Origin of the sequence: Actinokineospora sp. PR83 (genome assembly GCF_021056305.1) — a bacterium.
Lineage (GTDB): Bacteria > Actinomycetota > Actinomycetes > Mycobacteriales > Pseudonocardiaceae > Actinokineospora > Actinokineospora spheciospongiae.
The window spans coordinates 48,329-74,192 of record NZ_JAJCXD010000050.1; the positions used below are offsets into that span (position 1 = coordinate 48,329).

Sequence of the window (25,864 nt, forward strand, 5' to 3'; positions counted from 1 at the left end):
GAGACCACTCCCGTGACCCAGACCGCGCCCACCCCCGGCACACCCGCTGACGCGGACGTGCTCGGCAAACTGTCCTTCCTCGACCGGTTCCTGCCGGTGTGGATCATCGTCGCGATGGGCGCCGGGCTGCTGCTGGGCAGTGTCGTCCCAGGTCTGCAAGGCGTGCTCGACGCGGTGAAGGTCGGGCAGGTGTCGCTGCCGATCGCGCTGGGGCTGCTGCTGATGATGTACCCGGTGCTGGCGAAGGTCCGCTACGACCGGCTCGACACCGTCACCCGCGACAAGCGCACGATGGTGCTGTCGCTGGTGCTGAACTGGGTGCTCGGCCCGGCGCTGATGTTCGCCCTCGCCTGGCTGCTGCTGCCCGACCTGCCCGAGTACCGCACCGGGCTGGTCATCGTCGGCTTGGCCCGGTGCATCGCCATGGTCATCATCTGGAACGACCTCGCCTGCGGCGACCGCGAGGCCGCGGCCGTGCTGGTCGCGTTGAACTCGGTGTTCCAGGTGATCATGTTCGGCGTCCTCGGCTGGTTCTACCTGGACCTGCTGCCCGGCTGGCTCGGCCTCGACACCACCAGCCTGGACTTCTCCCCGTGGGAGATCGCGCTGAGCGTGGTCGTCTTCCTCGGCATCCCGCTGCTGGCCGGGTACCTCTCCCGCCGCCTCGGCGAACGGGCCAGGGGCCGCGACTGGTACGAGTCGAGGTTCCTGCCCCGCATCGGCCCGATCGCCCTCTACGGGCTGCTGTTCACCATCGTCGTGCTCTTCGCCCTGCAAGGTGACACCATCACCTCCCGGCCACTGGACGTGGTGCGGATCGCCGTGCCGCTGCTGGTCTACTTCGCCCTCATGTGGGGTGGGGGGTTCGCCCTGGGCAAGGCCGCCGGGCTCTCCTACGCCCGCACCACGACGCTGGCGTTCACCGCGGCGGGCAACAACTTCGAACTGGCGATCGCGGTTGCCATCGGCGTGTTCGGGGTGACCTCCGGGCAGGCCCTGGCCGGGGTCGTCGGCCCGCTGATCGAGGTGCCGGTGCTCGTCGGGCTGGTCTACGTCAGCCTCTGGTTGCGCAGGCGGTGGGTCGACAAGCCCACCACACCGGTGAAGTGAACGACTCGGCGCAGGTGGTCGTGATCGGCGGGGGCCAAGCCGGCCTCGCCGCCGGGTACCACCTGCGCCGGGCCGGGCTCGATTTCACCATCCTCGACGCCCAGCCCACCCCCGGCGGGGCTTGGTCGCACGGCTGGAACTCGCTGCGCTTGTTCTCCCCGGCCCGGCACAGCTCCCTGCCCGGCTGGCCGATGCCCGTCCACCCGGGTGAGGGCCACCCGACCGCAGAGCACGTCGTCGACTACCTCACCGCCTACGAGAAGCGCTACGACCTGCCGATTCACCGCGGTGAGACCGTGACCGCCGTCGAATCGACCGGGGACGGGCTACTGGTCACCTCCGACAGCGGGCAGTGGCACGCGGGTGCGGTCATCAGCGCGACCGGCACCTGGTGGCGTCCGTTCCTGCCGACCGTCCCGGGCGCCTTCGCCGGTCGGCAACTGCACGCGGTGGACTACCGCTCTCCCGGCGACTTCGCCGACCAGCGCGTGGTGGTGGTCGGCGGGGGCAACTCCGGTGCCCAGATCGCCGCCGACCTCACCGGCGCCGCCCACGTCACCTGGGTGACCCGCCGCCCACCGCGCTACCTGCCCGACGACATCGATGGCCGCGCCCTGTTCGACATCGCCACCCGGCGCCGCCACGCCCTCGACCGAGGCGAGGAGGACACCGCCGGTGTCGGCGGCCTCGGCGACATCGTCGCCGTCCCCCCGGTCCGCGCCGCCCGCGACCAGGGGCACCTCACCCCGCACCCCATGTTCACCCGACTCGACCCCGACGGCCCCGTCTGGGCCGACGGGCACCGCGCCCACGCCGACACGGTCATCTGGTGCACCGGCTTCCGCCCCGCCCTCACCCACCTCGCACCCCTGCGCCTGCGCGCCGCCGACGGCACGGTCCCCACCGACGGCACCCGAGCCCGCGGCGAACCGCGCCTGCACCTGCTCGGCTACGGCGACTGGACCGGCCCGGCCTCCGCCACCCTCATCGGCGTCGGCAGAACAGCCCGCGACGCCGCCGCCGACATCAGCGACCTGCTCGGCGGGGAACCACACCACGGCGGGGCCGTTCCGGATCAGCGGCGAACGTGACCGCGGCACCGACGACGGTGAGCGCGGCGAGCAGGAGGACGGTCGTGGGGTAGCCGCCCACCACCCCCGCCACAGCGGCCCCCGCCCACGGGGCCAGGGCCATGCTGATGGTGGTCGCGGCCGACAACAGCCCGTTGAGGTGACCGTAGTGCGCCGCACCCCACCGGTCGGTGACCGCGGTGGCCTGCACGAGGGTGAACACCCCGCGCGCCGCACCCGCCACGACAGCGGCGACCACCAGCGCGACAGCCCAGGTCGACAACCCGAGCGCGACGGTGGAGGCGGTGGCGGCAGGCAGCACCACGGCGGTCCGCACCCGCACCCCGCTCGCCCGCGACAGCCGCCCGTACCCGAGCCTGCCGACCACCTGCCCGGCGCCGCCCGGCCCCAGCGCGACCGCCGCAGGTGCGGGGCGTCAGGCACAGCACCACCGACACGCGGCGGGGTCCGGAGCGCCCCCACGCTCCGGACCCCGCCACGACCTCGACGCTCAGCGGTTCGCCGACGGCGCGGACAAGGTCATCAACTCCGGCTCGGACGCGCCGCAGCACCCCGCCTCCGCCGAGTCCGCGTCGTCGAACAGACCCGAGCCCCCGCACACCCCGGTCTCGGCCAGCACCAACTCGACCCGGGCGGCGGCCTCGTGGTCGCCCGCCAGCGCGGCGGCGATGCTGCGGACCTGCTCGTAGCCGGTCATCGCCAGGAACGTCGGCGCCCGGCCGTAGCTCTTCATCCCCGCCAGGAAGAAGTTTTCCTCCGGGTGGGCCAGTTCCTTGGCCCCGTGCGGGTAGACCGTGCCGCAGGAGTGCACGTTCGGATCGATCAACGGCGCCAGCTCCACCGGGGCCTGCAACGTGGCGTCCAACCCCAAGCGCACCTCCGACAGCCACCCCAGCTCGGGGCGGAACCCGCACAGCGTCACCACCTCGTCGATGCCCTCGATCCGTTGCCCCGCCGAGGACACCAACGCCAGTCGCCCGTCGTCGCCCCGCTCGACCGCGTCGGTGCGGAACCCGGTCACCACCGTGACCAGCCCCGCCTCCACCGCCGCCTTGGCGCGCAGGCCCAGCGCGCCGCGGGCGGGCAGCTCATCGGCCTCACCGCCGCCGAAGGTGTCGCCCACCCCGCCGCGGCGCAGCACCCAACTGATCCTCGTGCCCGGGAAGTCCTCGGCCAGTCCGCTGAACGCGACCAGCGCCGTCAGCGCGGAGTGACCACTGCCCGCCACCACGACGTGCCTGCCCGCGTAGCGGTCCCGCACGCTGTCGTCGGCGAGGTCCGGGACGCGGTAGGCGATGCGGTCCGCCGCACCGGTCTCACCGATCGCGGGCAACCCGTCACCGCCCAGCGGGTTCGGTGTCGACCAGGTGCCCGACGCGTCCACGACCGCCTTGGCCTGCACCCGTTCCTCGGTGTCACCGACCCGAAGGCGCACCACGAACGGCGCCCCCTCGCGCCCGCTGTCGACCACTCGGTCCCGGTCGCGGCGCGACACCCCGACCACCTCGGCGCCGAAGCGCACCCGCTCCCCGAGCGCGACCGCCAAGGGCCGCAGGTACCGCTGCGCCCACTCCCGCCCCGTCGGGTACGCCGCCGGTTCGGGCCGTTCCCACCCGCCCCGGTCCAGCAGCCTGCCCGCCGCCGGGTCGACCAGCTCCGACCACGCGGAGAACAGGCGCACGTGGTTCCACTCGGCCACCGACGCGCCCGCGATCGGGCCGCGCTCCAGCACCAGCGGCTCCAGCCCGCGTTCCACCAGGTGCGCCGCCGCGGCCAGACCCACCGGCCCGGCACCCACCACGACCACGGGCAGCTCGCTCATTGCGGTTCCTTTCATCGATCCATCTCGATACAGCTTGGCCGTGGGGACCATATCGACGGGCATCGATTGACGCAACCATCGATCCTGTTCGATACTGGACCCATGACCGCCGTCGCCCCGAAGGCCGCCCCGCTCCCCGACGCCGAGGCGGGCACGTACTCGGAGTGGTTCGCCTGCCTGGCCGAACCGATGCGGGTCAAGATCCTGCACGCCGTCGCCACCGCCCCGCGCGGCCTGACCATCGGCGCGCTCACCGAGGTCCTCGGCACCAGCCAGTCGACGTGCTCCCACCACGTCCGCAGGTTGGCCGACGTGGGCTTCGTGCTGCTGCGCAAGCAGGGCACCGCCACCGTCGTCACGGTCAACGAAGCCTGCTGCACCGGCCTGCCCCACGCCGCCGACGCGGTCATGGGCCTGCTCGCCCCGCGCCCCTGCTGCCCGGCAGACGTGCCCGCCGACGTCACCGTGCGCCCGCTGGCCGAGACCGACTGGGACGACGTCCGCCGCATCTACGCCCAGGGCATCGCCACCGGCCTGGCCACCTTCGAGACCGCGGTGCCCAGCCGCGCCTCCCTCGACGCGAAGTGGCTGCCCGGGCACCGGTGGGTCGCCGAGGTCGGTGGAGCGGTCGCGGGCTGGGCCGCCGCCACCCCGACCTCACCGCGCCCCTGCTACTCCGGCGTCGCCGAGACCTCGGTCTACGTCGCCGACGGGATGCGCGGACGCGGCGTCGGCAAGGCGCTGATCCACAAGCAGGTCACCGAGGCGGACGCGGCGGGCCTGTGGACGCTGCAAACCTCGATCTTCACCGAGAACCGCACCAGCGTCGCCCTGCACCACAGCGCCGGTTACCGCACCATCGGCGTCCGCGAACGCATCGCCCGACTCAACGGCACCTGGCACGACACCGTCTTCCTCGAACGCCGCAGCGCGATCGACTGAACTCGACCGCCTCGCTGCTCCGAATCCGGTGCTCATGCTGGAGGGAGATCGGTTGCGGGCATCCGCAGAGCAGGAACTGCGGGCATCCCACGACTGCCTCGGCGGGGCACCAAGATGGCACCGCGCAACGGCAACGCACAACCTGAACCCGGCTGACCGCGGAGCACTCCCTCCTTCGCAGGTGGTCCGGGCGTGCGGTGCCGGTTCCACGGCACCGGGGGAGTGCGGGCCGGTCCGCCGCTCCCGGCCCGCACTCCGCGCTCACGGCCGGGGTGTGACCGGCTGGTCGCCGGTCGCCTCGGGGTTCCCCTCCGCGACGGGCGTCCGGGCAGGCTCGGTGCGCTGGAACCTGTGCTCGGCGCGGACCGCGGACGCGTGCTCGCGGGTGAACTGCCGGTGGATCGCCACGCACATCGCGATCATCACGACGCTGAACGGCAGCGCGATGGCGATCGACACACCCTGCAGGGCGCCCAACCCACCCGCGAACAGCAGGGCGATGGCCACGACCCCCTCGGTGACACCCCAGAAGACCCGGCTCCAGGTGGGCGGCTCGACGTTGCCGCCCGAGGCGAGCATGTCCACCACGAGGGAACCGGAGTCCGACGAGGTGACGAAGAACAGCACCACCAGGACGATGGCGAAGCCGACCACGACCGCACCGCCGGGCAGGGACCCCAGCAGGCCGAACAGGGCGCCATTCGTGTCCACAGTGGATGCGCCGGTCGCGTCCGTGCCCACCAGGTCGCCGCCGCCGAACAACTGCTTGAACAGGCCCGCGCCGCCGAACACCGAGAACCAGAAGAAGCTCAGCAGCGTGGGGACGAGCAGCACACCCGCGACGAACTCCCGCACGGTGCGGCCCCGGGAGATCCGGGCGATGAAGACACCGACGAACGGCGCCCAGGACATCCACCAGCCCCAGTAGAACGCCGTCCAGTAGCCCTGCCACGCCTGTCCCTCGGCCCCCTGGTAGGCCGTGGTGTTGAAGCTCATGCGCACGAAGTTCTGCACGTACAGCCCGCAGGACTGGATGAACTCGCGCAGGATGAACAGGGTCGGCCCGGTGACCAGGACGAAGACCAGCAGCGCCGCGGCGAGGCCCATGTTGGCGTTCGACAGCCACTTGATGCCCCGCTTCACCCCGGTCACCACCGAGGTGATGGCGATCAGCGTGATCGCCCCGATGAGCACGACCTTGGTCAGGTTCCCCGGGTCGCGCACGACGCCGATGAAGTCCAGCCCGGCCGCGATCTGCGCCACGCCCAGCCCGAGCGAGGTCGCCACGCCGAACAGCGTCCCGACGACCGCGACCACGTCGACCGCGTCACCGATCCAGCCGTTGACCCGGCGGCCGAGCAGCGGTTCGAGGGCCCAGCGGATCGACACCGGCCGCTTCTTGCGGTGCACCGCGTAGGCGATGGCCAGCCCGACGACCACGTAGATCGCCCACGGGTGCAGCCCCCAGTGCAGGAAAGTCTGCACCAGGGCGCTCTGCGCGCCCGCCTCGTCGGCCGCGGCGATGCCCGAGGCCCGGTTGGGGATGCCCGCGAAGTGGTTGAGCGGCTCGGCGACACCCCAGAACACCAGGCCGATGCCCATGCCCGCGGCGAACAGCATGGCGAACCAGGACCACCGGCTGAACTCCGGCTCGTCGCCGTCGTCACCGAGCCGGATGCCGCCGAAGCGCCCGACCCCCAGCCACACGGCGAACACCACGAACGCGCTGACCAGGAGCGTGTAGTACCAGCCGAAGGTGCCGACGATCCACGAGGAGACGCCGCTCACCGCGGACTCGACCGCCGCGGGCGAAGCGACGGTCACCACGACGAAAGCGAGGACGGTGCCCGCGGCGGGCCAGAACACCCTCCCGTGCACACCCTTCCCGGGCACCTCGACTTCCGGGTGTGGTGACTGGCCTGGTGTGCTGTCCGGCACTGTGGCTCCTCCCGTGGGGCCTCGATCGGGCGTCCGGGTGACGCACCGGAGTCGCGGACCGCCTGCCCGCGCGGAGCAGCCCGGACCATCCACAGCGGCGGTGGAGCGGCCTGCTCCACCTCTGCGCGCAGCGCTTGGATCGCACGCGTCACAGGGCGCACCGACCACCCGACGCGGAGCGCGCCGCGGTCCGCGACCACGCGGATTCTCCACTTTCGACATGAGGATCGTCTGACTGTCTCTTTGCGATCCCATGACGACGTCCGAGTCCGGGGTAACCGCTCGACGGCCACCGGGTCGTCACACCACGCGAGGCCCTCCGCGCACACCGCGTGAGGCACGTGCGTGGGTTCACCGGCGGACCCGCGGATCGACATCCGATCGCAAAGAACCCGTCTGGCCATCGTCAGGCGCGGCGGGCGAGCATCCCACCGCCCGGCGGCGCAGGCCCGGGGCGGTCCGGTGGACGTCGTGGCGGCGGCCGACAACGCGTTCGCCCGGATGCGGCAGCGGGCGTCGGGCCGCGTCCCGCGCCTGCACACCGCGCACTTGGCGGTGGTGGCCCGGCGGTGGCAGGGGACGGCACCACCGGCGTGACAGCGGGTCCACGCACCCGGGACCGACCTGCGACGACTTTGCGATTCCTTGTCCGTCGTGCGACTTCGACGGAGACGACCCGCCGGGTGGGCGATCCTGTGATCGCCGCGACCGACAGGAGGACCCGTGCCCCGCCACACCGACAGCCGCCACACCGGCAGCACAGCACCGTTCGGTGCACCGGACCCGTGGAGCCTGTTCGCCGTCATCCCGCTCGTGGCGGGAGCGGTGCTCGCCGCGGAGATGTCCGCGCCGCGCGGGGCCGTGGTCCTGGGCTGCGCGGCCGTCGTGCTGGTCGTCGTCGACTGCTGGGCGAACCGGCCCACCCGATCGAGCCGGTCGGCCCCCGACCGCGACGCGACCTGACACCGGTCGTCGACCCACCCCCGGCGGCCACCGTCGTTTCCACGTGCGGGGCACTGACCACCACTCCCGGCCGACGGTCGCGATCACCATCCCCGACGCGTCCCTGATCGTCGCGCTGCTGCTGCGGCGGCCCCCGCTCGCGCGCGGCTCACCCGCTCCGCAGCCGCCCGCCCACGCCGCTCACGGCCACGACCGCCCCGAGGGCGACGTCGAGGCAGGTGGCGAGGGTCGACTCCGCCCCGAACCCGAAGTCGAGCAGCAGCGGCGCGAGCAGCAGCCACAGCCCCACCAGCGCCCGCGCGGCGTCGCAGGTGGACCTGGCCACCCACCCCGCACCGCCTGCGGCCCCCAGCGCGAGCAGGGCGGCGCCCGCGACGGCGTCACCCGCCGCGGCGTCCAGCCCGCGCCGGACCCCGTAATCGGCCACGGTGGCGAAGACGAGGAGCCAGCAGCCGACGACGACCGTGGCGCCGTCCACCACGGGCGCCGCCGCCCGGCGGCGCCCCGGTGGACGCCTCGACACCGGGGCCTTGGGGGTAGCCATGGCCACCAGCGTGCCGCCTGTCTGTTGAGACGGGGGCGGCGGGCTCTTTGCGGTTGGGTGACGACCTCCCCCCGGCACGGACGGTCGGATTCCCCGTGGGGCAGCATGGGGCGGGTGGGCACGCGAATGTTGATCGTCGAGGACGACGACCGGGTCAGGACCTCGCTGCGGCTGGCCCTGGAGGACGAGGGCTACGCGGTGGACGAGGCCGCCAGCGGTGAGGCCGCGGTGGAGGCGCTGTCGCGGCACGGTGAACCGGACCTGATGATAGTCGACCTGATGCTCGGCGGGATGGACGGCTTCACCTGCATCCGCACCGTGCGGCTGCACAGCAACGTGCCGATCATCGTGGTCAGCGCCAAGGTCGACACCCACGACGTGGTGGCCGCGCTGGAGGCGGGCGCGGACGACTACGTCACCAAGCCGTTCGAGATCAAGGAGATCACCGCCCGGCTGCGGGCCCTGCGCCGCCGCGCCACCGTGGCCGCGCCCGCTGACACCGCACCGCAGGAGCAGGTGCTGCAATCCGGTGAGCACCCCTTGGTGCTCTCGGCGGGGGCGGGCACCGTGCGGCGCGGCGACGAGGAGATCCACCTGACCCTCACCGAGTTCCGGCTGCTGTGCGAGCTGGCCGAGAACCCCGGGCGGGTGCTGAGCCGGACCGCGCTGCTGGACCGGGTCTGGGACCGGGGCTACTTCGGCGACGAGCGCATCGTCGACGTCCACGTGCGGCGGTTGCGCACCAAGATCGAGCGGGACCCGTCCGCACCCGACGTCGTCATCACCGTCCGGGGCCTGGGCTACCGGCTCGATGTCGCCTGACACGCGGGTCGGACGCGGCAGCCGGGCACCCGGCCTGCGCGGTCGGGTGATGCTGTCCTTCACGGCGGGTGCGGCCATCGTGTCGCTGGTGCTGACCGTGTCGGTGTTCACCATCTCCCGCGGGTACCTGCTGGGGCAGCGGGAGCGGTCGGCCCAGCGGCTGGCCGCCGCCGACGCGGGCTTCGTCGCCAGCAGGCTCGCCGTCCCCGGGATGACCCCCGCCGCGGCGCTGTCCGCCGTGGACCCGCCCGCGGACACGATCCTGCTGCTGGACTGGCGCGGCGGGTGGACCAGCAGCGACCCCGCGGTGCCCGCGCGGGCACCGTCCGAGCACGTCGCCGAGTCGCCGCGGGACGGTGCCCCGACCCGGCCCACGACGATCCGGAACCAGCCCTACCTGGTCACCGCGGTGCCGCTCGACGGCGGCACCCTCTACGAGTTCGCCCCGATCGTGGAGTTGCAGGACACGCTCCGCGTGCTGCGCACCGTCCTGGTCATCAGCGGACTGGCGGCCACCCTGGGCGGCGCGCTGCTGGGTCTGTGGGCGAGCGGGCGGGTGCTGCGGCCGCTGCGCTCGCTGGCGGGCACCGCGGCGAGCATCGCGGGTGGCAACCTCGACAGCAGGCTCCCCGAGCAGGGCGACCGCGACCTGCGCCCGATCCTGTCCTCGTTCAACACCATGGTCGACTCGCTGCAACGCCGCATCGAACGGGAGCGGCGGTTCGTCGGGGACGTCACCCACGAACTGCGCACCCCGCTCACCACCCTGGTCACCAGCGTCGGGTTGCTCGCCAAGCACGCCGAGGAGATGCCCGTGCGCCCCCGCGCCGCGCTGCGGCTGGTGGAGAGCGAACTGGCCCACCTGCGCGGCATGGTGGAGGACCTGCTCACCCTCGCCCGCACCGAGGCGGGGCTGCACCACGACGACGAGGCACCGGTGTCCACCCGCGACCTGCTCGCCCACGTCCTCGGCGAACGCACGGCACCCGTTCTCGACGCCGACGGTGACGGCTGGGTGCGCGGGCACAAGCTGGCGCTGATCCGCGCGTTCACCAACCTCGTCGACAACGCCGAACAGCACGGCGGCGGGGTCACCGGGGTCGAACTGCGCACCTCGGCGGACTCGGTGGTCGTGGCGGTGGACGACGCGGGGCCCGGGGTGCCCGAGGGCGAGCGGGAGCGGATCTTCGAGCGGTTCGCCACCGGCCCGGCGGCCCGCGGTTCCACGTCCGGCAACGGGCTGGGCCTGGCACTGGTCGCCGAGGCGGTCCGCGCCAACGGCGGCACCGTCGAGTGCGTGACCGCACCCGGCGGCGGGGCCCGGTTCGTCGTGCGCCTGCCCCGAGACCACGGGGAGGGCGACGGGGTGGTCGCGGACGGTGCGGCGGACCCTCAGGCCTGAGGGTGCAGGGCGAACCGGAACTCGCCGCCGGAGTCCTGCCGGGCGGTGAGGACCTTGTCGGCCGCGTAGTCCGCCGCGCCGCGTTCGAGGTAGACCTCGGCGCCGTCGTCCGCGGTCACGACGTCCTCCCCGGGTGCGGGGGCGGGTTCGAGCGACAGCCGGAAGCGCCGCTGCGCACCCGCGTCCGCGAGGGCGATCCGCAGCCCGCCTCCACGGCCGCCGGTCAGGGTCGTGATCGCCGTGCGCGCTGTGTCGGAGAGTTCCAGCACCGGTCCGTCCTTTCGCCGTGGTGCCGCGTCCCGGCACCCGGTGTCGACGGTAGGAGCGTCGGACGGCGGCGTGACCAGGTGACACAGGACCCTCCGGACACCGCAACCCGGTGGCAAACAACGTCATCCGGTCGTACCGCCGCGCCACCGGGACCGACACCCGGTCCCAACGCGATCGTCGGGCAGCGGTCATGCCACGCCGCCCGCGGGCCGCGCAGAAGGGCACTTCGCGACCGGCGGGGAGAACGGTGACCCGCTACCGACAGCACTGCCCCGTGGCCGCCGCGGCGGAGGTGCTCAACGATTCCTGGACCCTGCTCATCCTGCGGGACCTGGCCGAGGGCCGGGCGGGCCGATCGGATCTCGCGGCGGGCCTGCCGGGGATCACCCCGCTGCCCATGGTCGTGCACATCCGCTTCACCGAGAGCGCCGCGCCGCTGTGGTGGTGGCTGACGCTGTCGCGTGACGGAGCCACCGCGACCCAGGTCGACCCCGGTCTGCCCGCCGCGGCCCGCACCGGCTCAGCGGGCTCGGACGCGTCATCCGATCGCAATGCCGCCGACCGGGGGGCCTCAACGTGGCACGACCACCCTGGTGGACATGCTCAAGGCCAAGACCGGTGCACACACTCCCGCAGTGTTCGCCACGGAGGCCGTCATGCTGTCTCCCAGCGCGGGCAGCACACCGCCCGCGGTCGCCGTGTGGCCGCTGTTCGTCTTCATCGTCCCCGACCACCAGCTCCGCGCCGCGCGAGGCGGACCCGAGCTGCTCTCGCTACTGCGCAGCACTGACCCCGTCCGGCTGCTGGACAAGCCCGCCCGCTGGTCGGTGCTGTCGGAATCGGGCCCACTGCTGCGCCTGGAGCTGGAGGCCACCGCCCCGGCACCACTGGAGTTGGACGTCGGGGTGGCCGCGGCGGCGTTGGGCGCCAAGACCAGCCTGCTCGCCACCGGGGCGACCATCGGCGTCACCGCGTCGAGCCGAGCCACCAGCCTCGGTTCCGCCCTGAGCGTGGGCGACGCGCTGCGGCTGCTTGTGCTCGCCCAGTGCGAACCGGCGCCCGAGCTGCACGTGAGCGCGCAGGCGAGCCCGATCCGGGTGGGACACCGGGGCCCGGTCGCCGCAGGGGCGTGAAGCGGCCGCCGGTACCACCCCCAGTGGTGATCGCCCGGCATGAGCGGCACCGCGGACGCCGACCCGGGAGGGGACCCCATCAACCGGTTCGTGCTGCCCTCGCCCCACCACCGGCTTCCACCGCGTGGGTCCGCGAACTGGAGGAGGAACGGGACATCCTGCGGAAGGCGGCGAAGTATTTCGCCGGGGAGACGCGCTGGTGAACAGCTTCCAGTCCGTCGCAGACCATCAGCGCCGCCGCGGCGTGAAGCGGTTGTGTGAGGTCATCGGGCTCGCCCGGTCCAGCTACCACCACTGGAAATCCACCATACCCGAGCGGACGGCCCGCGCCGCAGACACCGCACCACCACCGCCGACCCCACTGCCGCCAAGGCCCCTGACCTGCTCTTCGCCCACGCCTGCCGGCGGCCGGGGTCACCCAATCCCTGGGCGCCATCGGCAGCTCAGCCGACAACGCCGCCGCGGAAAGCCTCAACGCCTCCCTGAAACGCGAAACCCTCCAAGGCGCGCACACCTGGCCCACCGCAACGCAAGCACGACTGGCCGTCTTCGGCTGGGCACACCGCTACAACACCCGACGACGCCACTCCCACCTCGGACACATGTCCCCGACCGACTACGAAAACACCCCGCCGCCCACAACGGCTACGCTGACCCACGCCGCATAACCCCGTGCCCAACTCCGGGGTCAAAGCCCCCGCCTGCAGCGCTGGCCCTCGGGCAGCGAGGATCGCAACCACCAGCGGGCGGAGCGCTGGACCGCCAAGGCTGGGCAGGCAGCGCTGGTCCTTCGGGACCAGTCAACCGGTGGAGCTGTCATAGGCGGCCAGTCCCTGCGGGTCGAGGGTGCTCAGGATGAGCCGGGCTTCTTCGGCCTCCGGGGTGCGGAGGTGGCTCAGCAGGAGCCACCGCCCCTCTCGGAACGCGGCCCGCGCTCCGGGTTCCGGGCTGGCGACGAGTTGGTGCAGCAGGTCGAATACGTACGGGCGGGCTTCCGGCGCCATGTCGCTGACCAGACCCGCGAACAGGACCCGCACCGCCGCCCCCGTGCGTGCTCCGGTGAGCCGTTCCTCCAGCCACCGGTGCGCCTGGCCTGCATCGTTCTCGGTCTCGGCTCGCAGGAGCGCGCGCAGCCCGCGCGTGAGTTCCTGCCCCAACACCGACTCCTGCTCGGCCAGCTCCACGTCGATCCCGAATCGGATGCTCTCCTCGTCCGCTTCGACGCGGTTCGGCTCCAAGCGGCTCAAGATGAGGTGTGCTGCGCGCTTCCAGTGCCTGCGCAGTCCGTGGTGCAGGAACCACCGCCCCTCCGACGCCGCGGCACGAGCCCTGTCACCCAAGTCCGGGTGTCCCCGGTCCTCCGCCTCCGGGTTCGACTCGGCGGCAACGATCTGGAACAGCAGCTCGTTGACCCATTTTCTGGCGCACCGGTCCGGGTTCCCGACCAACCCGGCGAGCAACACCGGGACCGCTGCGGGCGCCGCTTCATACAGACCCCCGGACAACACCACGACGCCCTCGAGCTGCCAGTGGAACCGCTCGGCCTCATCCTCCGTCACGGCCGAGAGCAGCCCGACGAGCGAGACGGGCACCTGCTCGGGGTCATTCCCGGCCATGACCGGCAACTGCGCCCACGGCTGCTTGCGGATTTCGAGGCCAACCAGCCCGTTCACATCGGTCGCCACGTCACTGCCTCCGGATCGACGTCCACGTGTTGGTCCGAGGATCCCATGCCCCACGTGCCTGGTACTTCACGTCCGGGTCGAACTGGCTCATCGGGAACAGGTTCTGGCAGTTGCAGCAGACCTCGATCCCGGTCAACTCGCCACCGCGTATGCCCGAACGCCTCGGCTGGATGATCGGACCCGGCCTGCCCGACCTCAACCGGCTTCACATCCAGGCAACCTGGAACCTCACCACACGCCGATGGGATGCCTACGCCTGAACACCGACCAGGAACGCCACACGCCCACAAGACCGGCAACCCTGACAGGGAGCTCTTTGATGTGCTCCGAGAAATCCGGACGTCGACCAAATGCAGAATATCAAGCCACTTCTTGATTGCAAACCATTCGTCGAGCACTTCCGAAGGTGGGCGGTAGTCCAGACTGGAATGCAAGCGTTGTCGGTTGTAGAAGCCTTTGATATATTTGATGATCTCATGTCGGGCCTCGGCTCGGGTGGTGAATGTTCGGTGATGCGTCCACCTCTCCAGGTCTTGCGTCCGTGAGCGTTGTGTTGAGAGGAGTTCGTGTGCGACCGACCATCATTCTGTTGTCCGCGAAAGACGGAACGCGGGAGTTGGTGTCGCGTCTGCGCGATGCTGGGGCATATGAGACCAGTCCGCTGTTCGACCGTCTGACGATCGGGGAGTGCTGGTACGGGGTCGATCTCTCCGCGAATGTGATCGAGGAGTTCGAACAGGACGAGTTGGCGGAGATCGCTGGACGCCTCGGCGAGTTCGACCCGGTCTCCCTGGAGTACTCGGGTGTCCCATGTGTCCGGAAGCTTCTGAAGGCCGTTCTTCCGGGGTTGACGGGTCTGCTGGACACCAACTTCGGGGAGTTGGTCGGTTTCGACGAGGTGCTGGCCAGGTTCGTCGCGGAACCCGATTGGGACTGGAGGGTTTGAAACCCGACAAGTCGGTGCGGAGAAAGTGCCCTTCCTCCGCATCGCTTCACGTCCGAGATCAACCGACACGCCGTAGGGTGGGATGTTCGAAGACGGCAGCGACATATTGAAGCGAAAATGATCATTTGCCTGGGGGGTGATCATTCGCGATCAAGGTGCTGGCAGGCGCATCCCCCCTGCTCGTCCACAACTGCGGCACGGACGACGCCACGCAGGACCTGTACCGTGTATCGCCGAAGGAGGTGGGCGCCGATGAACTCGAGAACGGGTTCAAACCGGAGAATTTCCCCTACACCGATGACGGTCAGTTCGACGGTTCAGCGCACTTCGGTGACAAGGCCCGCGTGGAGGACTTCATCAAGAATCACGGTGACACCCACGGCCAAGGGATGAATATCGGGATGCTCAAACAATGGCTCGACAAAAACGGAATCGTGGGCGACCCCGACATCGAGGGGCACGAATTCATCATCCCTCGTAGGCTCTTCGGGGAACTCAACGAGTTTCCTCGCTCCGCACATGATTTCGGAAGACGATGAGCAACCCTCCGGTCAGGTACGACGTGGTCGAGGTCACCGTGACCCGGCACCTCCACTACGGCTTGGTCGTGACCGGTCCCCTGGGCCTGCCGGGATACGTCGACAGCGACCGCATCCGGGACTGGGCGCAGCGGGAACAACCGTGGCCGGAGGTGGGCTCACGCCTCAGGGGGTCGTTCTCGGGTACACGTCGGTCCGGCCGGCTCCCACACGCCTGCGCGTGACAGCTCGTCCAGCAGACATCACCCTGGTGGAATCCGTCGAGGACCCGGACGAAGCGCTGAGCACCTGGAAGGACACCCGTCGGCAGGGGATGGCGGCAGCCGAGGCGCTGTTGCGCTCCCCCCACGCCATTCCCCTCCTGCGCTGGGTGCTCGCCCAAGCTCCGGACGGCGACCACGACTTGGCGTCTGCCATCCTCGCCGTGGCCTCACCTGCGATCCGGGAACAGGTACTCGCATGAGGCAGAGATGGTCATTCCCACGTCGTCGACTCCTGTCACATCCGCGGTTGCCTGCTCGAGACCACAAGGGACTGGCTCCCCAACCCGAAGTACCGGAAGTAAGCCCATGAACACTGTCCACCTACTGGCCGTGCGATCTGACTCCTCGACAGTTCCGATTTCGTTCGAGGTCTTCGGCGGCGAGGAGGTGGGGTTGAGGATGAGGTTGCCGAGCGGAGATTGGCGGTCCTTCTCCGATCCCAACCTGTTCGCGTGCCTCATCAGCGCTCGAATTGCTCTTGAGAAGGAAGAATTGCTGCTCTGCTGTCAGGGAGCGCGGTCGGACGTGCTCCCATCAGGGTTGCAGCAGCAGATGGACAACGGTCGTTCGGCCTCGGTCCTCACGGGGCTCCCCGGGGACGTGGAGGTCGTCGACATCTTCGATGCTGCCGAACCGTCGCAGGTCACTTCTGTGGAGGAGCAGCGAACGGCCGTTTTCCGATTTTTCGGCCTGCCCTTGCCCGAGGGGGATGAAGTGACCTGGAGGCGCACGTAGTCGGCGGTGGGCGTCGAAGGACTGCTTCACCAAGCTCGACCTGTGGGCCTGCACGGGCCTGATCCCGTGGGGCAAGCTGCTGAAGCTGGTCAAGTCCGCGGGGAAGGTCATCTCCGTCGTCCGCAAGGCCATGGCCTACGAACAACGCCTCTCCGCCATCCGCCAGAAGCTCAACAGGTGGCGGGAACGAACCCTCGAGCTGGCCAAGGCGGGCGAACAGAAGCCCGACAGCATCCTGTCGAGCTGCGCCAGGCGCAGCTTCCTCCCGGGTGATGCCCTTGCGGGAGTATGGCGATGCGAACATGGATCTCGCGCTGCGTGGGCTTGAGGAGAAGACTCGGGCGCCGTATCTCGCAGGGTGGCGGTTGAGGGTCATTCCGAGCTTGGGGCACGTCCCCGTTCCGAAGCTGGGCTATGAGGATCGGCCCGATCAGGTGGAGCAGCTGCAGATCGAGGCGCACCTGTGGCAGCGGTACTTCCCCGAAGAGGTGACCTCCCTGCTTGAGCGGATGGAGGAAATCACCGGGACCGCCTTGCACGCCCTGCTCTCCGCCGCCGGGGTACCTGCGGGAGACGCCGACGAAGCGCTGGGTGGGCACCATGGTGACCTGTGCTACACCACAGTCAACCACTACCGGGGTGATCTCGACCGGCGGGTGGGCATCGTCGAGCACACCGACAGCGGGTACATCACCCTCTTCCACGCCGACCAACCCGGCTTCGAAGTACTGGACAACGGCAGGTGGACACCGATCGAACTCCCCGAACGGCACTTCGTCGTCAACCTCGGGGACGCCTTCGACGTGCTGACCCGACACCTACCCACCCCGGAACAGCGGTGCTGCACCGTGTTGCGGCAGCGGGACCCGGCCAGCCGGACCGTTCCTCCTTCACCATCTACATGGGTCCCAGCTACGACATGGTCCTGCGCCAGTACACCTCCGACGGGGAGTTGGTCGACTACCAGTCCTTCCGCGACTTCTCCGTCGCCAAGGCGGCGCGAATGGGGTACCAGTTCCACGACCGGATCTGAGAGCAGGAGGGAGATGGCGATGCACCACAGGAACGGCTGGGATTGGCAGCGGGCCCAGGTACGCGACGGGCGACTGCAGTTCCGCGAACCAGACGGGCTGGACCGCGCTCTGCGCGATGGCTTCTTTTTCGTCGACCAACCACCGGACACCGACCTCACCGGTGGCGATCGGTTCGCCCGCAGCTTCTACCTCCCCGCGGACAGTGGCGACCCCTACCGCGGGTTCCGGGGCTGGGACGAACAGGGCCTGGGCAAGCACCAAGGTTACTTCGGCCGAGATGAGGACCAGACCGAGCAGTTCTTCCTTTCCAGTGCGCACTGGAAGGACGTCTACCCGCCCGAGGTCGCTGACCAGGCAGCGCGGATGCGGGACTTCGCCCTGGTGGTGCTGCGGTCCGTGCTGGCGCGGCTCGACCTGCCGGAATCGCAGTGGGACACAGCGACCGGCGGGTGCCTCAGCGGCCGGGGAACCTACACACTGACGTTCAACCACTTCCGTCCACAGGTGCGCGCCCGTGGCCTGAATGTGCACAAGGACTCGGGCTGGGTCACCGTCCTGCGCTCGACCGAACCGGGACTGGAGGTGCTGCGCGACGGCGAGTGGCACCCGATCAACCCCACGCCGGGGGCGTTCATCGTGAACTTCGGCTGCGCCATGGAGATCCTGACAGCACAGTCCGCGACGCCGGTCTCGGCGGTGGCTCATCGAGTGGGCGAACAGAACTCCCGCGGCGGGCCGGACCGCTTCTCCTATGCGCTGTTCGTCGACAGCAGCCTGGATGGCGAGGTGAGCCCCGGCATGTTCCGGTACGAACCGGGCAGGGGGCTGGTTCTGGCAGGCCGTTTCGACGAATTCCTGGACCGCATCCTCGGCAACACCTACCGCAAGGACACCACCGGCCTGTACTGATCCACCCTGTGGGTGAGGGCACCGGTTGGCGTCCTCACCCACAGGTGCTACCGTGGGCCTCTCTGGGGTTCTTCCCTGCTTCGGCATCTCATACGCAGCGCGGTGCTCTTGCCTGCGCTTTCGCGTGCCCTCCCCCTGCTGCCCAGCCGACAACTGTGGCGGTCCTGGTCCGCCACCCGCGTGAAAGGTGGTCAGTCGATGAGCGCACACCCCCACCGGTGGTGGGCACTGACTGCGGTGGCTCTCGGGATCTTCTGCATACAGTTGGACTCGTTCGCGTTGAACCTGGCTCTCCCGGCGATCGGGCGGGGCCTGGGGACGAGTTCGGACGACGTGCAGTGGGTGGTCAGTGTCTACTTGCTGACCGTGGGCGCGTTGATGCTCGGCGCGGGTGGGCTTGCCGACCGTGTGGGTCGCAGGCGCGTCCTCGGCGTCGGACTCGGCCTGTTCGGGGCGGCATCACTGGTGTGCGCGGTGGCTCCTGCCCTGCCCGTGCTGGTCGCGGGGCGTGCACTGCAGGGCGCGGGTGGGGCGCTGATCATGCCCGCCGGGCTCGCGCTGCTGTCCACGGTCTTCGCACCCGGGCGGCGCGAACGGGCGATCGGCGCCGCGATCGGACTGGGCGGTGTGGCGACCGCCATCGGTCCCTTCGTCGGCGGGGCGCTGACGGAGGCGCTGGGGTGGCGTTCGGTGTTCTGGCTCAACGTCCCGGTCGCCGCGGTGGCGGTCCTGGCCGCGCTGCGGGCACCGGAGTCCAGGGCTCCCCGGGCGGGCGGGGACTTCGACCTCCCCGGGCTCGCGCTGGGGACGGCCGCGCTGGCAGGCGTGGCGCTGTTCGTCGATCGAGGTCCGGTGTCCGCGACCGGGGTGATGGCCGCCGCCTCGGCGGTGCTCCTCGGGGTGGGTTTCGTGCGGCGGGAGCGGCGGGCGCCTGCGCCGCTGGTGGAGCTGTCGTTGCTGCGCAACGGTCCTTTCGTCGCGTTGACCGGAGCCGGAATGGTCGCCAACGCGGCGACGGTGGTGTTCCTGTTCGTCGTGCCCTGGTCGTTGCAGCGGGTGTGGTCGTTGGACGTCGCCGCCGCGGGCCTGGCGTTCCTGGTGCCCGCTGTCCTGATGGCTGTCGCCGGACCCGTGGCGGGAGCGGTGCGCGCCCCACGGGCGGTGGTCACCATGGCGGTGTGCCTGGTGGCAGCGGCCATCGCTGTCGCCGCGCTGCCGCTTGCGGGTTCGTTGCCGCTCTACCTGGCGTTGGGTGCCGCCGCCGGAGCCGCGTTGGGGGTGGCCAATGCCCTGACACTGGTCGCCACCCAGGCCCTGGTGCGCCCCGAGCGGGCAGGTGAGGGATCCGGGGTCACCAAGACCGCCATCACCGTCGCGGCCGGGATCGGGGTGGTCCTGTCCGGTCCGGTGGCCGATAGCACTCCCGCCGCTCCCACTGCGGACGTGGCCGCGGTGGTGCTGATCACGACCGGGGCCGGTTGCCTGGTGGCAGCGGCAGTCCTGGTGCTCTGGCTTCGCTCGGGCACGCGCAGGGCGCCGGCCCCCGTATAGTCACCGTCCGGGAACTCCATGGCAGATCAGTTCAGCAGGGCTTGCGCTTGCAGCGCTGGCCCTCCCGGGCCGGCGAGGATCGCAATTGATCGCGGTGGCTTGAGGCATCCCGGTAGCGCTGGGTCTTCGGCGTCGGGGGGATCGCAATCGGATGATCAACACGGTGTTCCGGCATCCCGCGGCAGCTTCGGTGTTTCGGCAGCCTGTGCCTGCTTCCACGATCGGGGGCACGCAAGAATGCCCGATCAGGTTAACGATGCTGGAGCAGATTGTGACCCTGTTTGGTGCCCCGTGGGCACGCTGCTTCAGATCTGCTCCATGTCGGTGCACCACTGTCCACTCGGGACGGTAAAACAAGATCACCCGCTGACCGTCTTCTCGTAGGTCAGCGGATGAAAATGTACTGCTGTTCAGTTGTGGAGCTGAGGGGACTTGAACCTCTGACCCTTACACTGCCAGTACGGGCGGAACATGCCGCTGACCTGCGGAAATGGAGAACATCGTGGTCAGGTGGTGCGGTTGATCGCAACCGAGTGCGGTCTGCGCCCCTTGGGTGGTCTTCTTCGCGGGGGCTTGCTCCACATCTGCTCCAGCCGACCGCCTGTTGCGCTGCGTGGACCCGTCATTCGTCGTCGGTGTGACGGGCGCATTGCACCGCTGTCGGGGCCGGGTTCGTTTCGATCACTCAGCCCCGGCAGGTACGAGACCTTCTGACGTGCGGCCCTGGCTGCACCGACTGCCATCCCGGCATCATCGACCGGAGCCGGGTGTCAACCGCTTCGGGTCATGGGCGAAGCTCACCCGCTTGCTCCCGGTGGTTCCCTTGGTCGACAGTCCGCGGCAGACCCGGCGGCTCCCATCAGGTCCGGGGGACCTGCGCCGCCGCTTCGGCGGGGTCCACCGCGCGTCGTTCCGCCGTGGTGAGGCCGACCAGAAGGCCCGTGAGTACTACGGCCGAGCCGAGCACGTGTGCCCAGGTGGGGGAGCCGGTGCCGAGCAGGGCGGTGGCCGCGACCGCGGCGATCGGGACCAGACCGGTGAACAAGCCCGCGCGCTCCGGGCCGATGTCGCCCACCGCGGTGAACCACAGGACGTAGGCGCACGCGGTCACCACCACGCCCAGCCACAGCAGCGCCAGCAATTGCCCGGGTTCCGGAAGTCGGAACTGACCCGTGACCAACACCCCCACCAGGCACAGCGGAATCGCCGCGACGCAAGCGTAAGTGGAGACCCGCAACGCGCCGAGATCGCCGAGGATGGGGGCGGCGGCGAGGGCGAAAGCGACCTCACCCGCGAGGGCGCAGGCCGAGAACAGCAGGCCCTGGGTGCTGCTGCTGGAGCCGAGGCCCTGGGCGAGGGCGGCACCGCCGGTGACGATGATGCCCGCCAGCACGATCCGGGAACTGGGAGCGGTACGGGCCATCAGCGGGGTCACCAGGGCGATCACCACCGGTGCGCAGCCGACGATCACGCCGACCAGGGCCGGATCGGTGTCCTGCTCGGCCGCCACGACCGCGAGGTTGAAGCCGACCATGCCCAGGGCGGAGAGGACGACGATGCGGACCCAGTGGCGGGGGGTGACCGGTGCCTTCGGCAGGCTCGCCGCCCGCACCCGCAGGACCACCAGCAGCAGGACCGCCGCCAGTGCGAACCGAAAGGCCTGACCCGCGAAAACCGGGAAGTCGCGCAGCACTCCCATCACCGCCACCGAGTTGCCGACCATGGTCATCGCCGACGCGGCGCAGACGCTGCCTCTCACCATGATCGGACCGTATGGTGCGGGAATGGCTCTCAACAAGGACCAATCAGCACGGCGATTTCCAGGACCAATCGCGCCATGGTCCGCCGAGGACCTGCGCGCCGCCCTGGGTTGGCCGTTTCCCGGCGGCGGACGGCTCGGGATCCGACTCGCAGGTGGCCTGCGGGAGTTGATCCGCTCGGGGGAGCTGCCCGCGGGCACCGGGTTGCCGCCGAGCCGGGCCATGGCCGCTGCGCTGGGTGTGTCCCGCGGGGTCGTGGTCACCGCCTACGACCAGTTGCTGGCCGAGGGCTTCCTCGACGCGCGACAGGGCGCCGGGACCTGGGTCGGACGGGTGGTGGAGCCGTCGCCGGGGCCGCCGTCCCCGGTGCCCGCGCCGGTGGCCCGCCCGGGTTTGCCCGACTTGGGTGATTTCCCGCGCAATCGCTGGCTGGCCGCCTACCGGTACGCGTTGTCCACCGCGAGTTCGGCCGACCTGGGCTACGGGGACCCCCGCGGTCACGCCACCCTGCGCACTGAACTGGCTGGACACCTGGCCCGCACCAGGGGAGTGGTGGTCGACGCCGACAACATCCTCATCACCAACGGCGTCGCCGAGGGGTTGGCCCTGCTCTCCGACGTGCTCTTGGCCGACGGGTGCGGCGTGGTCGCGGTGGAGGACCCGGCGAGCCCGGGCACCCGCGATCTGCTCGTCCAGCGGGGAGTGGAGGTGGTGGGTGTGCCCGTGGACGACCAGGGCATGGACATCAGCCGGATCCGCGGACCTGAGCGGTTGGGGGCGATCGTGCTCACCCCGGCGCACCAGTACCCGACCGGCGTGGTGCTCAGCGCCACGCGCAGGCACGCGCTGATCGACCTCGCCCGCGCCCACGGCTCGGTCTTGGTCGAGGACGACTACGACGGCGCCTTCCGGTTCGACCGCGAGCCGGTGGGTTGCCTGCAGGGGCTCGCCCCCGATGTCACCGTGTTGCTCGGGTCGGTGAGCAAGACGCTGGTCCCGGCGCTGCGGCTGGGCTGGCTGGTCGGGCCGCCGCGGCTGCAGGAGCGGCTGGTGCGGCGGCGGGCGGTCACCAGCCTGGCCGGGCAAACCATCGACCAGCTCGCCCTGGCCCGGCTGCTGCGCAGCGGAATGTACGACAAACACGTCCGACAGATGCGACGGAATTATCACTCCCGCAGGCAGGAACTCATCCGTGAATTGACGTACAGAAATCCCGACATCGTGATAAAAGGCGACAACAGTGGGTTGCACCTGCTCATCGAGCTACCATTGTTGACAGATGAACTTCTGGTGCTCTCGGTTCTGCGGAGGGCGGGCTTCGCGGTCCAGGGACTCTCCGAGTGTCGTCTGGCCGCCGCCGATGGCGGGTCGAGTGGCCTGGTCATCGGCTTCGCCTCGATCAAGGCCGGAGCGCTGGCCGAGTTGGCAGAGCTGGTCAGTCGGGCCTGCTGACAACTGGTCCGGTCAGGGAAACTGGGACTGGACTGGTACGTGAATCGGTGATTCGGCAATCCTGAGCTTCCCCCGGTAGCCCGGAGTCTTTACGGGCATGGTCCGATAGGGCCTGAAGGGAGTCGTCCGTGGCACCACCGAAGAAGTACCCTGATGAGTTGAGGTCCTGTGCGGTCCGGTTGTACCGGGAGTCGGATCCCACGCCGGTGATCCGGCGCTTGGCCGAGCAGTTGGGCGTGCACCCGGAGGCGTTGCGGAACTGGATCCGGCAGTACGAGGTCGACCGCGGTGAACGTGGCGACCGGCCCACGATCACCGAGTCGGAGGTGCTGCGCCGGCTATGGCGGGAGAACGCGGAACTGAAACGCGCCAACGAGATCCTGAAGACCGCGTCCGCTTTTTTCGCGACGGGCAGCTGATCCACCACAGCGACCGAGGGTCGACCTACACGGCCTTCCGGTTCGCTAAACGGTTGGCGGACAACGGGATTCTGCCGTCGATGGGTTCGGTCGGCGACTCCTACGACAACGCCCTGATGGGGAACTTCTTCTCCACGCTCAAGATCGAGCTGGTCTACCGCCGCTCCTGGCGCACCCGCGACGAGGCCGAGAACGACCTGTTCGGCTACATCGACGGGTTCTACAACACCGAACGCATCCAGAAGGACCTCGGCTGGCTCAGCTCCGACGAGTACGAAACCGCCTGGCACACCGCCCAGGCCGAACCGACTACCATCCCGGCATCACCGACCCGATCCAGGTAACAACCACCTCGGGTTACCGGGGGAAGCTCACCATGAGGTGTGCGCGGCGATTGAGATCGCAGGGTGCGTTGCGCCGGTGTAAGCGGGTCCATGTTTCCCAGCTCACCGCATCTTTGGCCCGGTCTCGAGTTCATGGATTCAACTGTCGGGTGTTGCCAGACAACTGGTTGGACCTTGATGTCGAGGCTCGCTGCCTAGCTGCGTCTTCATCGCGCGATGCAGAGTGGTGTGTGGTCCTGCTGTTCGCACGCGTCTTCTCGATATCAACGTCGGGGGCGTCGGGGGTCGCGGCCGTCCGTGTTGTTGAAGGCGGTGAACCAGGCTGCGGGTCGGTAGTCGCCCATGCCGAGGTACTGGTTCTGCTCGGAGGTGGGGTCTTCGATGCCGTCGATGTCGACGTGGAAGAGGTTGAGGATGTCGGTGTCCTGGACGAGGGTTTCCAGGAGCATGTCCCAGTGGTGGTCGTCAGGGTGGGGTTCGGTGGTGGACTGGTAGGGGGTGATAATGCCGTCGGTGAGGGCGGACTCGGCCCAGCGCAGGGCCAAGTGCAGGGCCATCTCCTCGGCGGGGCAGTGGGGGTGGGGCCAGTGGTCTTGGGCGAGGTCGTCGAAGGCGCGGGCGGCTTGGCGGCGCCAGATGGCGTCTTGGCGGTGGGTGATGCGGGGGTACTCGTCGAACAGGTTCCAGAAGTCGTCATCCACCGGGTCGTCGCCGTGTTCGAGGACGTCGTCGTAGGCCAGGTCGGCCTGGTAGATGAGCGCGGTGTGCAGGGCATCGGCGGTGCGCGGGTGACCTGGAAGTCCTCGCACCGCCCGCAGCCCTGCTGTGCGCAGTGGCAGACCTCGAACAGGGCGTCGAAGTCCGGGCCCTTGACCAGAGGCAAGCCGTCCTCGTCGAGCTCGACCGCCCCGCAATTGGATTCGACGGCCTCGGCCCCGGGTGTTCGAGGACTGCCACAGGGTCGATGTGCCACTGCACGGCCTTGGCGAGGTCGCTGGTGACCTCGGCGATGTACTCGTCGCGTTCCTGCTCTGGGGTGCGGCCGGGACGGCCGCCGAACTCGGTGGCGGAGATGTCGGCGATGGCATCTCGAGTGAGCGCCTCAGCGTCGACGACCTCGACCACCACGTTCATGTCCAGCTTCACCCTGCGCGCGACACGGTCCTGATCAACCATGCCGGACAGCCTAGGCCGCCCGGTACGGGCGGAGCGATCCGCAGCGGGCACCGGTCCGACGCTGGACCGGTGCCCGCCTGGGGCCACCGCGACCGGGAGAGAGTTCTTCTCTCGGCGCGGCCTGGGGTCAGGAGGCGATGAGGTCGGGGCGGAAGCCGCTGAGGTTGCGGATGCCGAGACGCTTGTGCTCGGCCAGGGCACGGGTCTGGGCGGCGATGCGGGCGTAGTGCTCGACCATGGTGCGGGTTGACCACCGCAGAGGGTCATCAGGCCGGTCTCGGAGCCGCCGTGCAGCAGCCAGTTGTGGCAGAAGGTGTGGCGGAACATGTGCGGGTAGAGCTTCTCGACCCCCACCGCCTCACCGAGGCGCCGCAGCAGGCTCTTGATCCCGGAGATCGTCAACGGCTTGGTACCGGTCTCGTCCAACCAGAAGTACTCCAGGTTCGCCCCCGGCTTCTTCGAGCGCATCCGGTCGTACTTCGACAACGCCCGCCCGGCCAGATCCCCGAAGGTGACGATGCGCTCCTTGGCGCCCTTGCCCGTCACCTTGATCCGGTCCAAGCGCAGGTCGACCGAGGACACCCGCATGTGGGCCAGTTCCGCGCACCGCAGGGCGGTGTCGAGAAAGGTCTCGATCATCGCCCGGTTGCGGACCGCCACGAAATCCCTCCCCGAGCAGTGGGCGATGATCATCTCGGCCTCCTCGTCGGTGAGGATCGGGGTGAGCGTGGTGCCCTTCTTCGGCAACTTGAGCTTGGCGAACGGAGACAGTTCGATCTCGTCGTCGTCCTCCAGGAACGAGAAGAACTGCTTGGTCACTTTGAACTTGTTCTGAGAGGTCGAGGCCGACCGGGTGAACAGCATCCAGTACACGAACTCCTGGACATGCTCCTTGGTCACCTCGCACGGGTCCCCGGCCGCGGCGTGGATGTCGATGTCGGCGAACCGGGTCTCCCAGTCCTCCCACCATTCCCGCGCCTTCTCCTCCACCGCCCCGCGCAACGGGGCGGCCTC

Annotated in this window: 29 protein-coding genes and 1 pseudogene; 21 read left to right on the forward strand and 9 right to left on the reverse strand. The window is 69.9% G+C overall.

Annotation, left to right across the window (positions count from 1 at the left end; translation table 11 throughout):
• The first annotated feature begins 12 nt into the window (after window positions 1-12).
• On the forward strand, window positions 13-1,110 hold the full coding sequence (arsB, locus tag L6E12_RS18190; protein WP_308074953.1) for an ACR3 family arsenite efflux transporter: 1,098 nt from the start codon (window positions 13-15) through the stop codon (window positions 1,108-1,110).
• Entirely contained in the window at window positions 1,107-2,201 is a 1,095-nt protein-coding gene (locus tag L6E12_RS18195; protein ID WP_236229118.1) for an ArsO family NAD(P)H-dependent flavin-containing monooxygenase, read from the forward strand. The genes arsB and L6E12_RS18195 overlap by 4 nt, the downstream gene beginning before the upstream one ends.
• On the opposite strand, the gene L6E12_RS18200 is transcribed toward L6E12_RS18195, so the two are convergent.
• Window positions 2,137-2,568 carry an MFS transporter gene (locus tag L6E12_RS18200; RefSeq protein WP_308074956.1) on the reverse strand — a complete coding sequence of 144 codons (432 nt, stop codon included), beginning with the start codon at window positions 2,566-2,568 and terminating at the stop codon, window positions 2,137-2,139. The two genes, L6E12_RS18195 and L6E12_RS18200, sit on opposite strands and share 65 nt — an antisense overlap.
• Before the next feature lie 123 nt (window positions 2,569-2,691).
• Complete coding sequence (locus L6E12_RS18205) at window positions 2,692-4,023, reverse strand: FAD-dependent oxidoreductase (RefSeq protein ID WP_236229119.1); 1,332 nt, start codon at window positions 4,021-4,023, stop codon at window positions 2,692-2,694.
• Window positions 4,024-4,125: 102 nt separating this feature from the next.
• Here L6E12_RS18205 and L6E12_RS18210 point away from each other — a divergent pair, with 102 nt between their 5' ends.
• On the forward strand, window positions 4,126-4,965 hold the full coding sequence (locus L6E12_RS18210) for a GNAT family N-acetyltransferase (protein WP_236229120.1): 840 nt from the start codon (window positions 4,126-4,128) through the stop codon (window positions 4,963-4,965).
• A gap of 261 nt (window positions 4,966-5,226) precedes the next feature.
• Here the strand turns inward: L6E12_RS18210 and L6E12_RS18215 are convergent, their stop codons facing one another.
• On the reverse strand, window positions 5,227-6,858 hold the full coding sequence (locus L6E12_RS18215; RefSeq protein ID WP_236229121.1) for a BCCT family transporter: 1,632 nt from the start codon (window positions 6,856-6,858) through the stop codon (window positions 5,227-5,229).
• Between the two features lie 507 nt (window positions 6,859-7,365).
• On the opposite strand from L6E12_RS18215, the gene L6E12_RS34800 reads away from it, so the two are divergent.
• On the forward strand, window positions 7,366-7,500 hold the full coding sequence (locus L6E12_RS34800) for a hypothetical protein (protein ID WP_255683261.1): 135 nt from the start codon (window positions 7,366-7,368) through the stop codon (window positions 7,498-7,500).
• Window positions 7,501-7,626: 126 nt separating this feature from the next.
• Window positions 7,627-7,866 (forward strand): hypothetical protein, encoded by a 240-nt coding sequence (locus L6E12_RS18220; RefSeq protein WP_236229122.1) that lies wholly within the window; start codon window positions 7,627-7,629, stop codon window positions 7,864-7,866.
• Between the two features lie 148 nt (window positions 7,867-8,014).
• Here the strand turns inward: L6E12_RS18220 and L6E12_RS18225 are convergent, their stop codons facing one another.
• Complete coding sequence (locus tag L6E12_RS18225) at window positions 8,015-8,410, reverse strand: hypothetical protein (protein ID WP_236229123.1); 396 nt, start codon at window positions 8,408-8,410, stop codon at window positions 8,015-8,017.
• A gap of 105 nt (window positions 8,411-8,515) precedes the next feature.
• Here L6E12_RS18225 and L6E12_RS18230 point away from each other — a divergent pair, with 105 nt between their 5' ends.
• Both L6E12_RS18230 and L6E12_RS18235 read left to right on the forward strand, forming a co-directional pair.
• Entirely contained in the window at window positions 8,516-9,232 is a 717-nt protein-coding gene (locus L6E12_RS18230; RefSeq protein WP_236229145.1) for a response regulator transcription factor, read from the forward strand.
• Window positions 9,222-10,634 carry a cell wall metabolism sensor histidine kinase WalK gene (locus tag L6E12_RS18235; RefSeq protein WP_236229124.1) on the forward strand — a complete coding sequence of 471 codons (1,413 nt, stop codon included), beginning with the start codon at window positions 9,222-9,224 and terminating at the stop codon, window positions 10,632-10,634. Before L6E12_RS18230 ends, L6E12_RS18235 begins: the two co-directional genes overlap by 11 nt.
• On the opposite strand, the gene L6E12_RS18240 is transcribed toward L6E12_RS18235, so the two are convergent.
• Entirely contained in the window at window positions 10,625-10,903 is a 279-nt protein-coding gene (locus L6E12_RS18240; RefSeq protein WP_236229125.1) for an iron-sulfur cluster biosynthesis protein, read from the reverse strand. The genes L6E12_RS18235 and L6E12_RS18240 overlap by 10 nt on opposite strands.
• A 636-nt stretch (window positions 10,904-11,539) precedes the next feature.
• On the opposite strand from L6E12_RS18240, the gene L6E12_RS18245 reads away from it, so the two are divergent.
• Together L6E12_RS18245 and L6E12_RS35750 are read left to right on the forward strand one after the other, a co-directional pair.
• On the forward strand, window positions 11,540-12,037 hold the full coding sequence (locus tag L6E12_RS18245) for a hypothetical protein (RefSeq protein ID WP_236229126.1): 498 nt from the start codon (window positions 11,540-11,542) through the stop codon (window positions 12,035-12,037).
• Window positions 12,038-12,435: 398 nt separating this feature from the next.
• Window positions 12,436-12,705, forward strand: a complete 270-nt coding sequence (locus L6E12_RS35750; RefSeq protein ID WP_374201903.1) for an integrase core domain-containing protein — start codon at window positions 12,436-12,438, stop codon at window positions 12,703-12,705.
• 132 nt (window positions 12,706-12,837) lie between these two features.
• Here L6E12_RS35750 and L6E12_RS18250 read toward each other — a convergent pair whose 3' ends face one another.
• Complete coding sequence (locus tag L6E12_RS18250) at window positions 12,838-13,722, reverse strand: hypothetical protein (protein WP_236229127.1); 885 nt, start codon at window positions 13,720-13,722, stop codon at window positions 12,838-12,840.
• A gap of 110 nt (window positions 13,723-13,832) precedes the next feature.
• Between L6E12_RS18250 and L6E12_RS18255 the strand changes: the two genes are divergently transcribed.
• The 9 genes and pseudogenes from L6E12_RS18255 to L6E12_RS18290 all read left to right on the forward strand — a co-directional run bounded on the left by L6E12_RS18255 (window position 13,833) and on the right by L6E12_RS18290 (window position 19,699).
• Window positions 13,833-13,982 carry a hypothetical protein gene (locus L6E12_RS18255; RefSeq protein WP_236229128.1) on the forward strand — a complete coding sequence of 50 codons (150 nt, stop codon included), beginning with the start codon at window positions 13,833-13,835 and terminating at the stop codon, window positions 13,980-13,982.
• Window positions 13,983-14,290: 308 nt separating this feature from the next.
• Window positions 14,291-14,668 (forward strand): hypothetical protein, encoded by a 378-nt coding sequence (locus L6E12_RS18260; RefSeq protein WP_236229129.1) that lies wholly within the window; start codon window positions 14,291-14,293, stop codon window positions 14,666-14,668.
• 155 nt (window positions 14,669-14,823) lie between these two features.
• Window positions 14,824-15,207, forward strand: a complete 384-nt coding sequence (locus L6E12_RS18265; RefSeq protein WP_236229130.1) for a hypothetical protein — start codon at window positions 14,824-14,826, stop codon at window positions 15,205-15,207.
• Between the two features lie 250 nt (window positions 15,208-15,457).
• A complete protein-coding gene (locus L6E12_RS18270) occupies window positions 15,458-15,670 on the forward strand; it encodes a hypothetical protein (protein WP_236229131.1) in 213 nt (70 codons plus the stop codon).
• Between the two features lie 106 nt (window positions 15,671-15,776).
• Window positions 15,777-16,205, forward strand: a complete 429-nt coding sequence (locus L6E12_RS18275) for a hypothetical protein (protein ID WP_236229132.1) — start codon at window positions 15,777-15,779, stop codon at window positions 16,203-16,205.
• A gap of 509 nt (window positions 16,206-16,714) precedes the next feature.
• Window positions 16,715-17,005: pseudogene (locus L6E12_RS35755) on the forward strand (2OG-Fe(II) oxygenase family protein); the annotation flags it as partial.
• Between the two features lie 38 nt (window positions 17,006-17,043).
• A complete protein-coding gene (locus L6E12_RS18280; RefSeq protein ID WP_236229133.1) occupies window positions 17,044-17,238 on the forward strand; it encodes a hypothetical protein in 195 nt (64 codons plus the stop codon).
• Window positions 17,239-17,251: 13 nt separating this feature from the next.
• Window positions 17,252-18,148, forward strand: a complete 897-nt coding sequence (locus L6E12_RS18285; RefSeq protein ID WP_236229134.1) for a 2OG-Fe(II) oxygenase family protein — start codon at window positions 17,252-17,254, stop codon at window positions 18,146-18,148.
• 198 nt (window positions 18,149-18,346) lie between these two features.
• A complete protein-coding gene (locus L6E12_RS18290) occupies window positions 18,347-19,699 on the forward strand; it encodes an MFS transporter (RefSeq protein WP_236229135.1) in 1,353 nt (450 codons plus the stop codon).
• An 859-nt stretch (window positions 19,700-20,558) separates the two neighbouring features.
• Here the strand turns inward: L6E12_RS18290 and L6E12_RS18295 are convergent.
• Window positions 20,559-21,461 (reverse strand): DMT family transporter, encoded by a 903-nt coding sequence (locus L6E12_RS18295; RefSeq protein WP_236229136.1) that lies wholly within the window; start codon window positions 21,459-21,461, stop codon window positions 20,559-20,561.
• On the opposite strand from L6E12_RS18295, the gene L6E12_RS18300 reads away from it, so the two are divergent.
• The 3 genes from L6E12_RS18300 to L6E12_RS35760 all read left to right on the forward strand — a co-directional run bounded on the left by L6E12_RS18300 (window position 21,421) and on the right by L6E12_RS35760 (window position 23,674).
• Window positions 21,421-22,911: a PLP-dependent aminotransferase family protein gene (locus L6E12_RS18300; RefSeq protein ID WP_236229137.1), complete on the forward strand. Its 1,491-nt coding sequence runs from the start codon at window positions 21,421-21,423 to the stop codon at window positions 22,909-22,911. The genes L6E12_RS18295 and L6E12_RS18300 overlap by 41 nt on opposite strands.
• A gap of 128 nt (window positions 22,912-23,039) precedes the next feature.
• Window positions 23,040-23,330: a transposase gene (locus L6E12_RS18305; protein WP_374201900.1), complete on the forward strand. Its 291-nt coding sequence runs from the start codon at window positions 23,040-23,042 to the stop codon at window positions 23,328-23,330.
• Between the two features lie 80 nt (window positions 23,331-23,410).
• Window positions 23,411-23,674 carry an IS3 family transposase gene (locus L6E12_RS35760; protein ID WP_236229138.1) on the forward strand — a complete coding sequence of 88 codons (264 nt, stop codon included), beginning with the start codon at window positions 23,411-23,413 and terminating at the stop codon, window positions 23,672-23,674.
• Window positions 23,675-23,937: 263 nt separating this feature from the next.
• Here the strand turns inward: L6E12_RS35760 and L6E12_RS18315 are convergent, their stop codons facing one another.
• Both L6E12_RS18315 and L6E12_RS18320 read right to left on the reverse strand, forming a co-directional pair.
• Window positions 23,938-24,483, reverse strand: coding sequence for a hypothetical protein (locus L6E12_RS18315; protein WP_236229139.1), 546 nt, complete (start codon window positions 24,481-24,483; stop codon window positions 23,938-23,940).
• The coding region (locus L6E12_RS18320) for a tyrosine-type recombinase/integrase (RefSeq protein ID WP_236229140.1) at window positions 24,368-25,864 on the reverse strand (1,497 nt) is incomplete at its 5' end. The genes L6E12_RS18320 and L6E12_RS18315, both read right to left, overlap by 116 nt.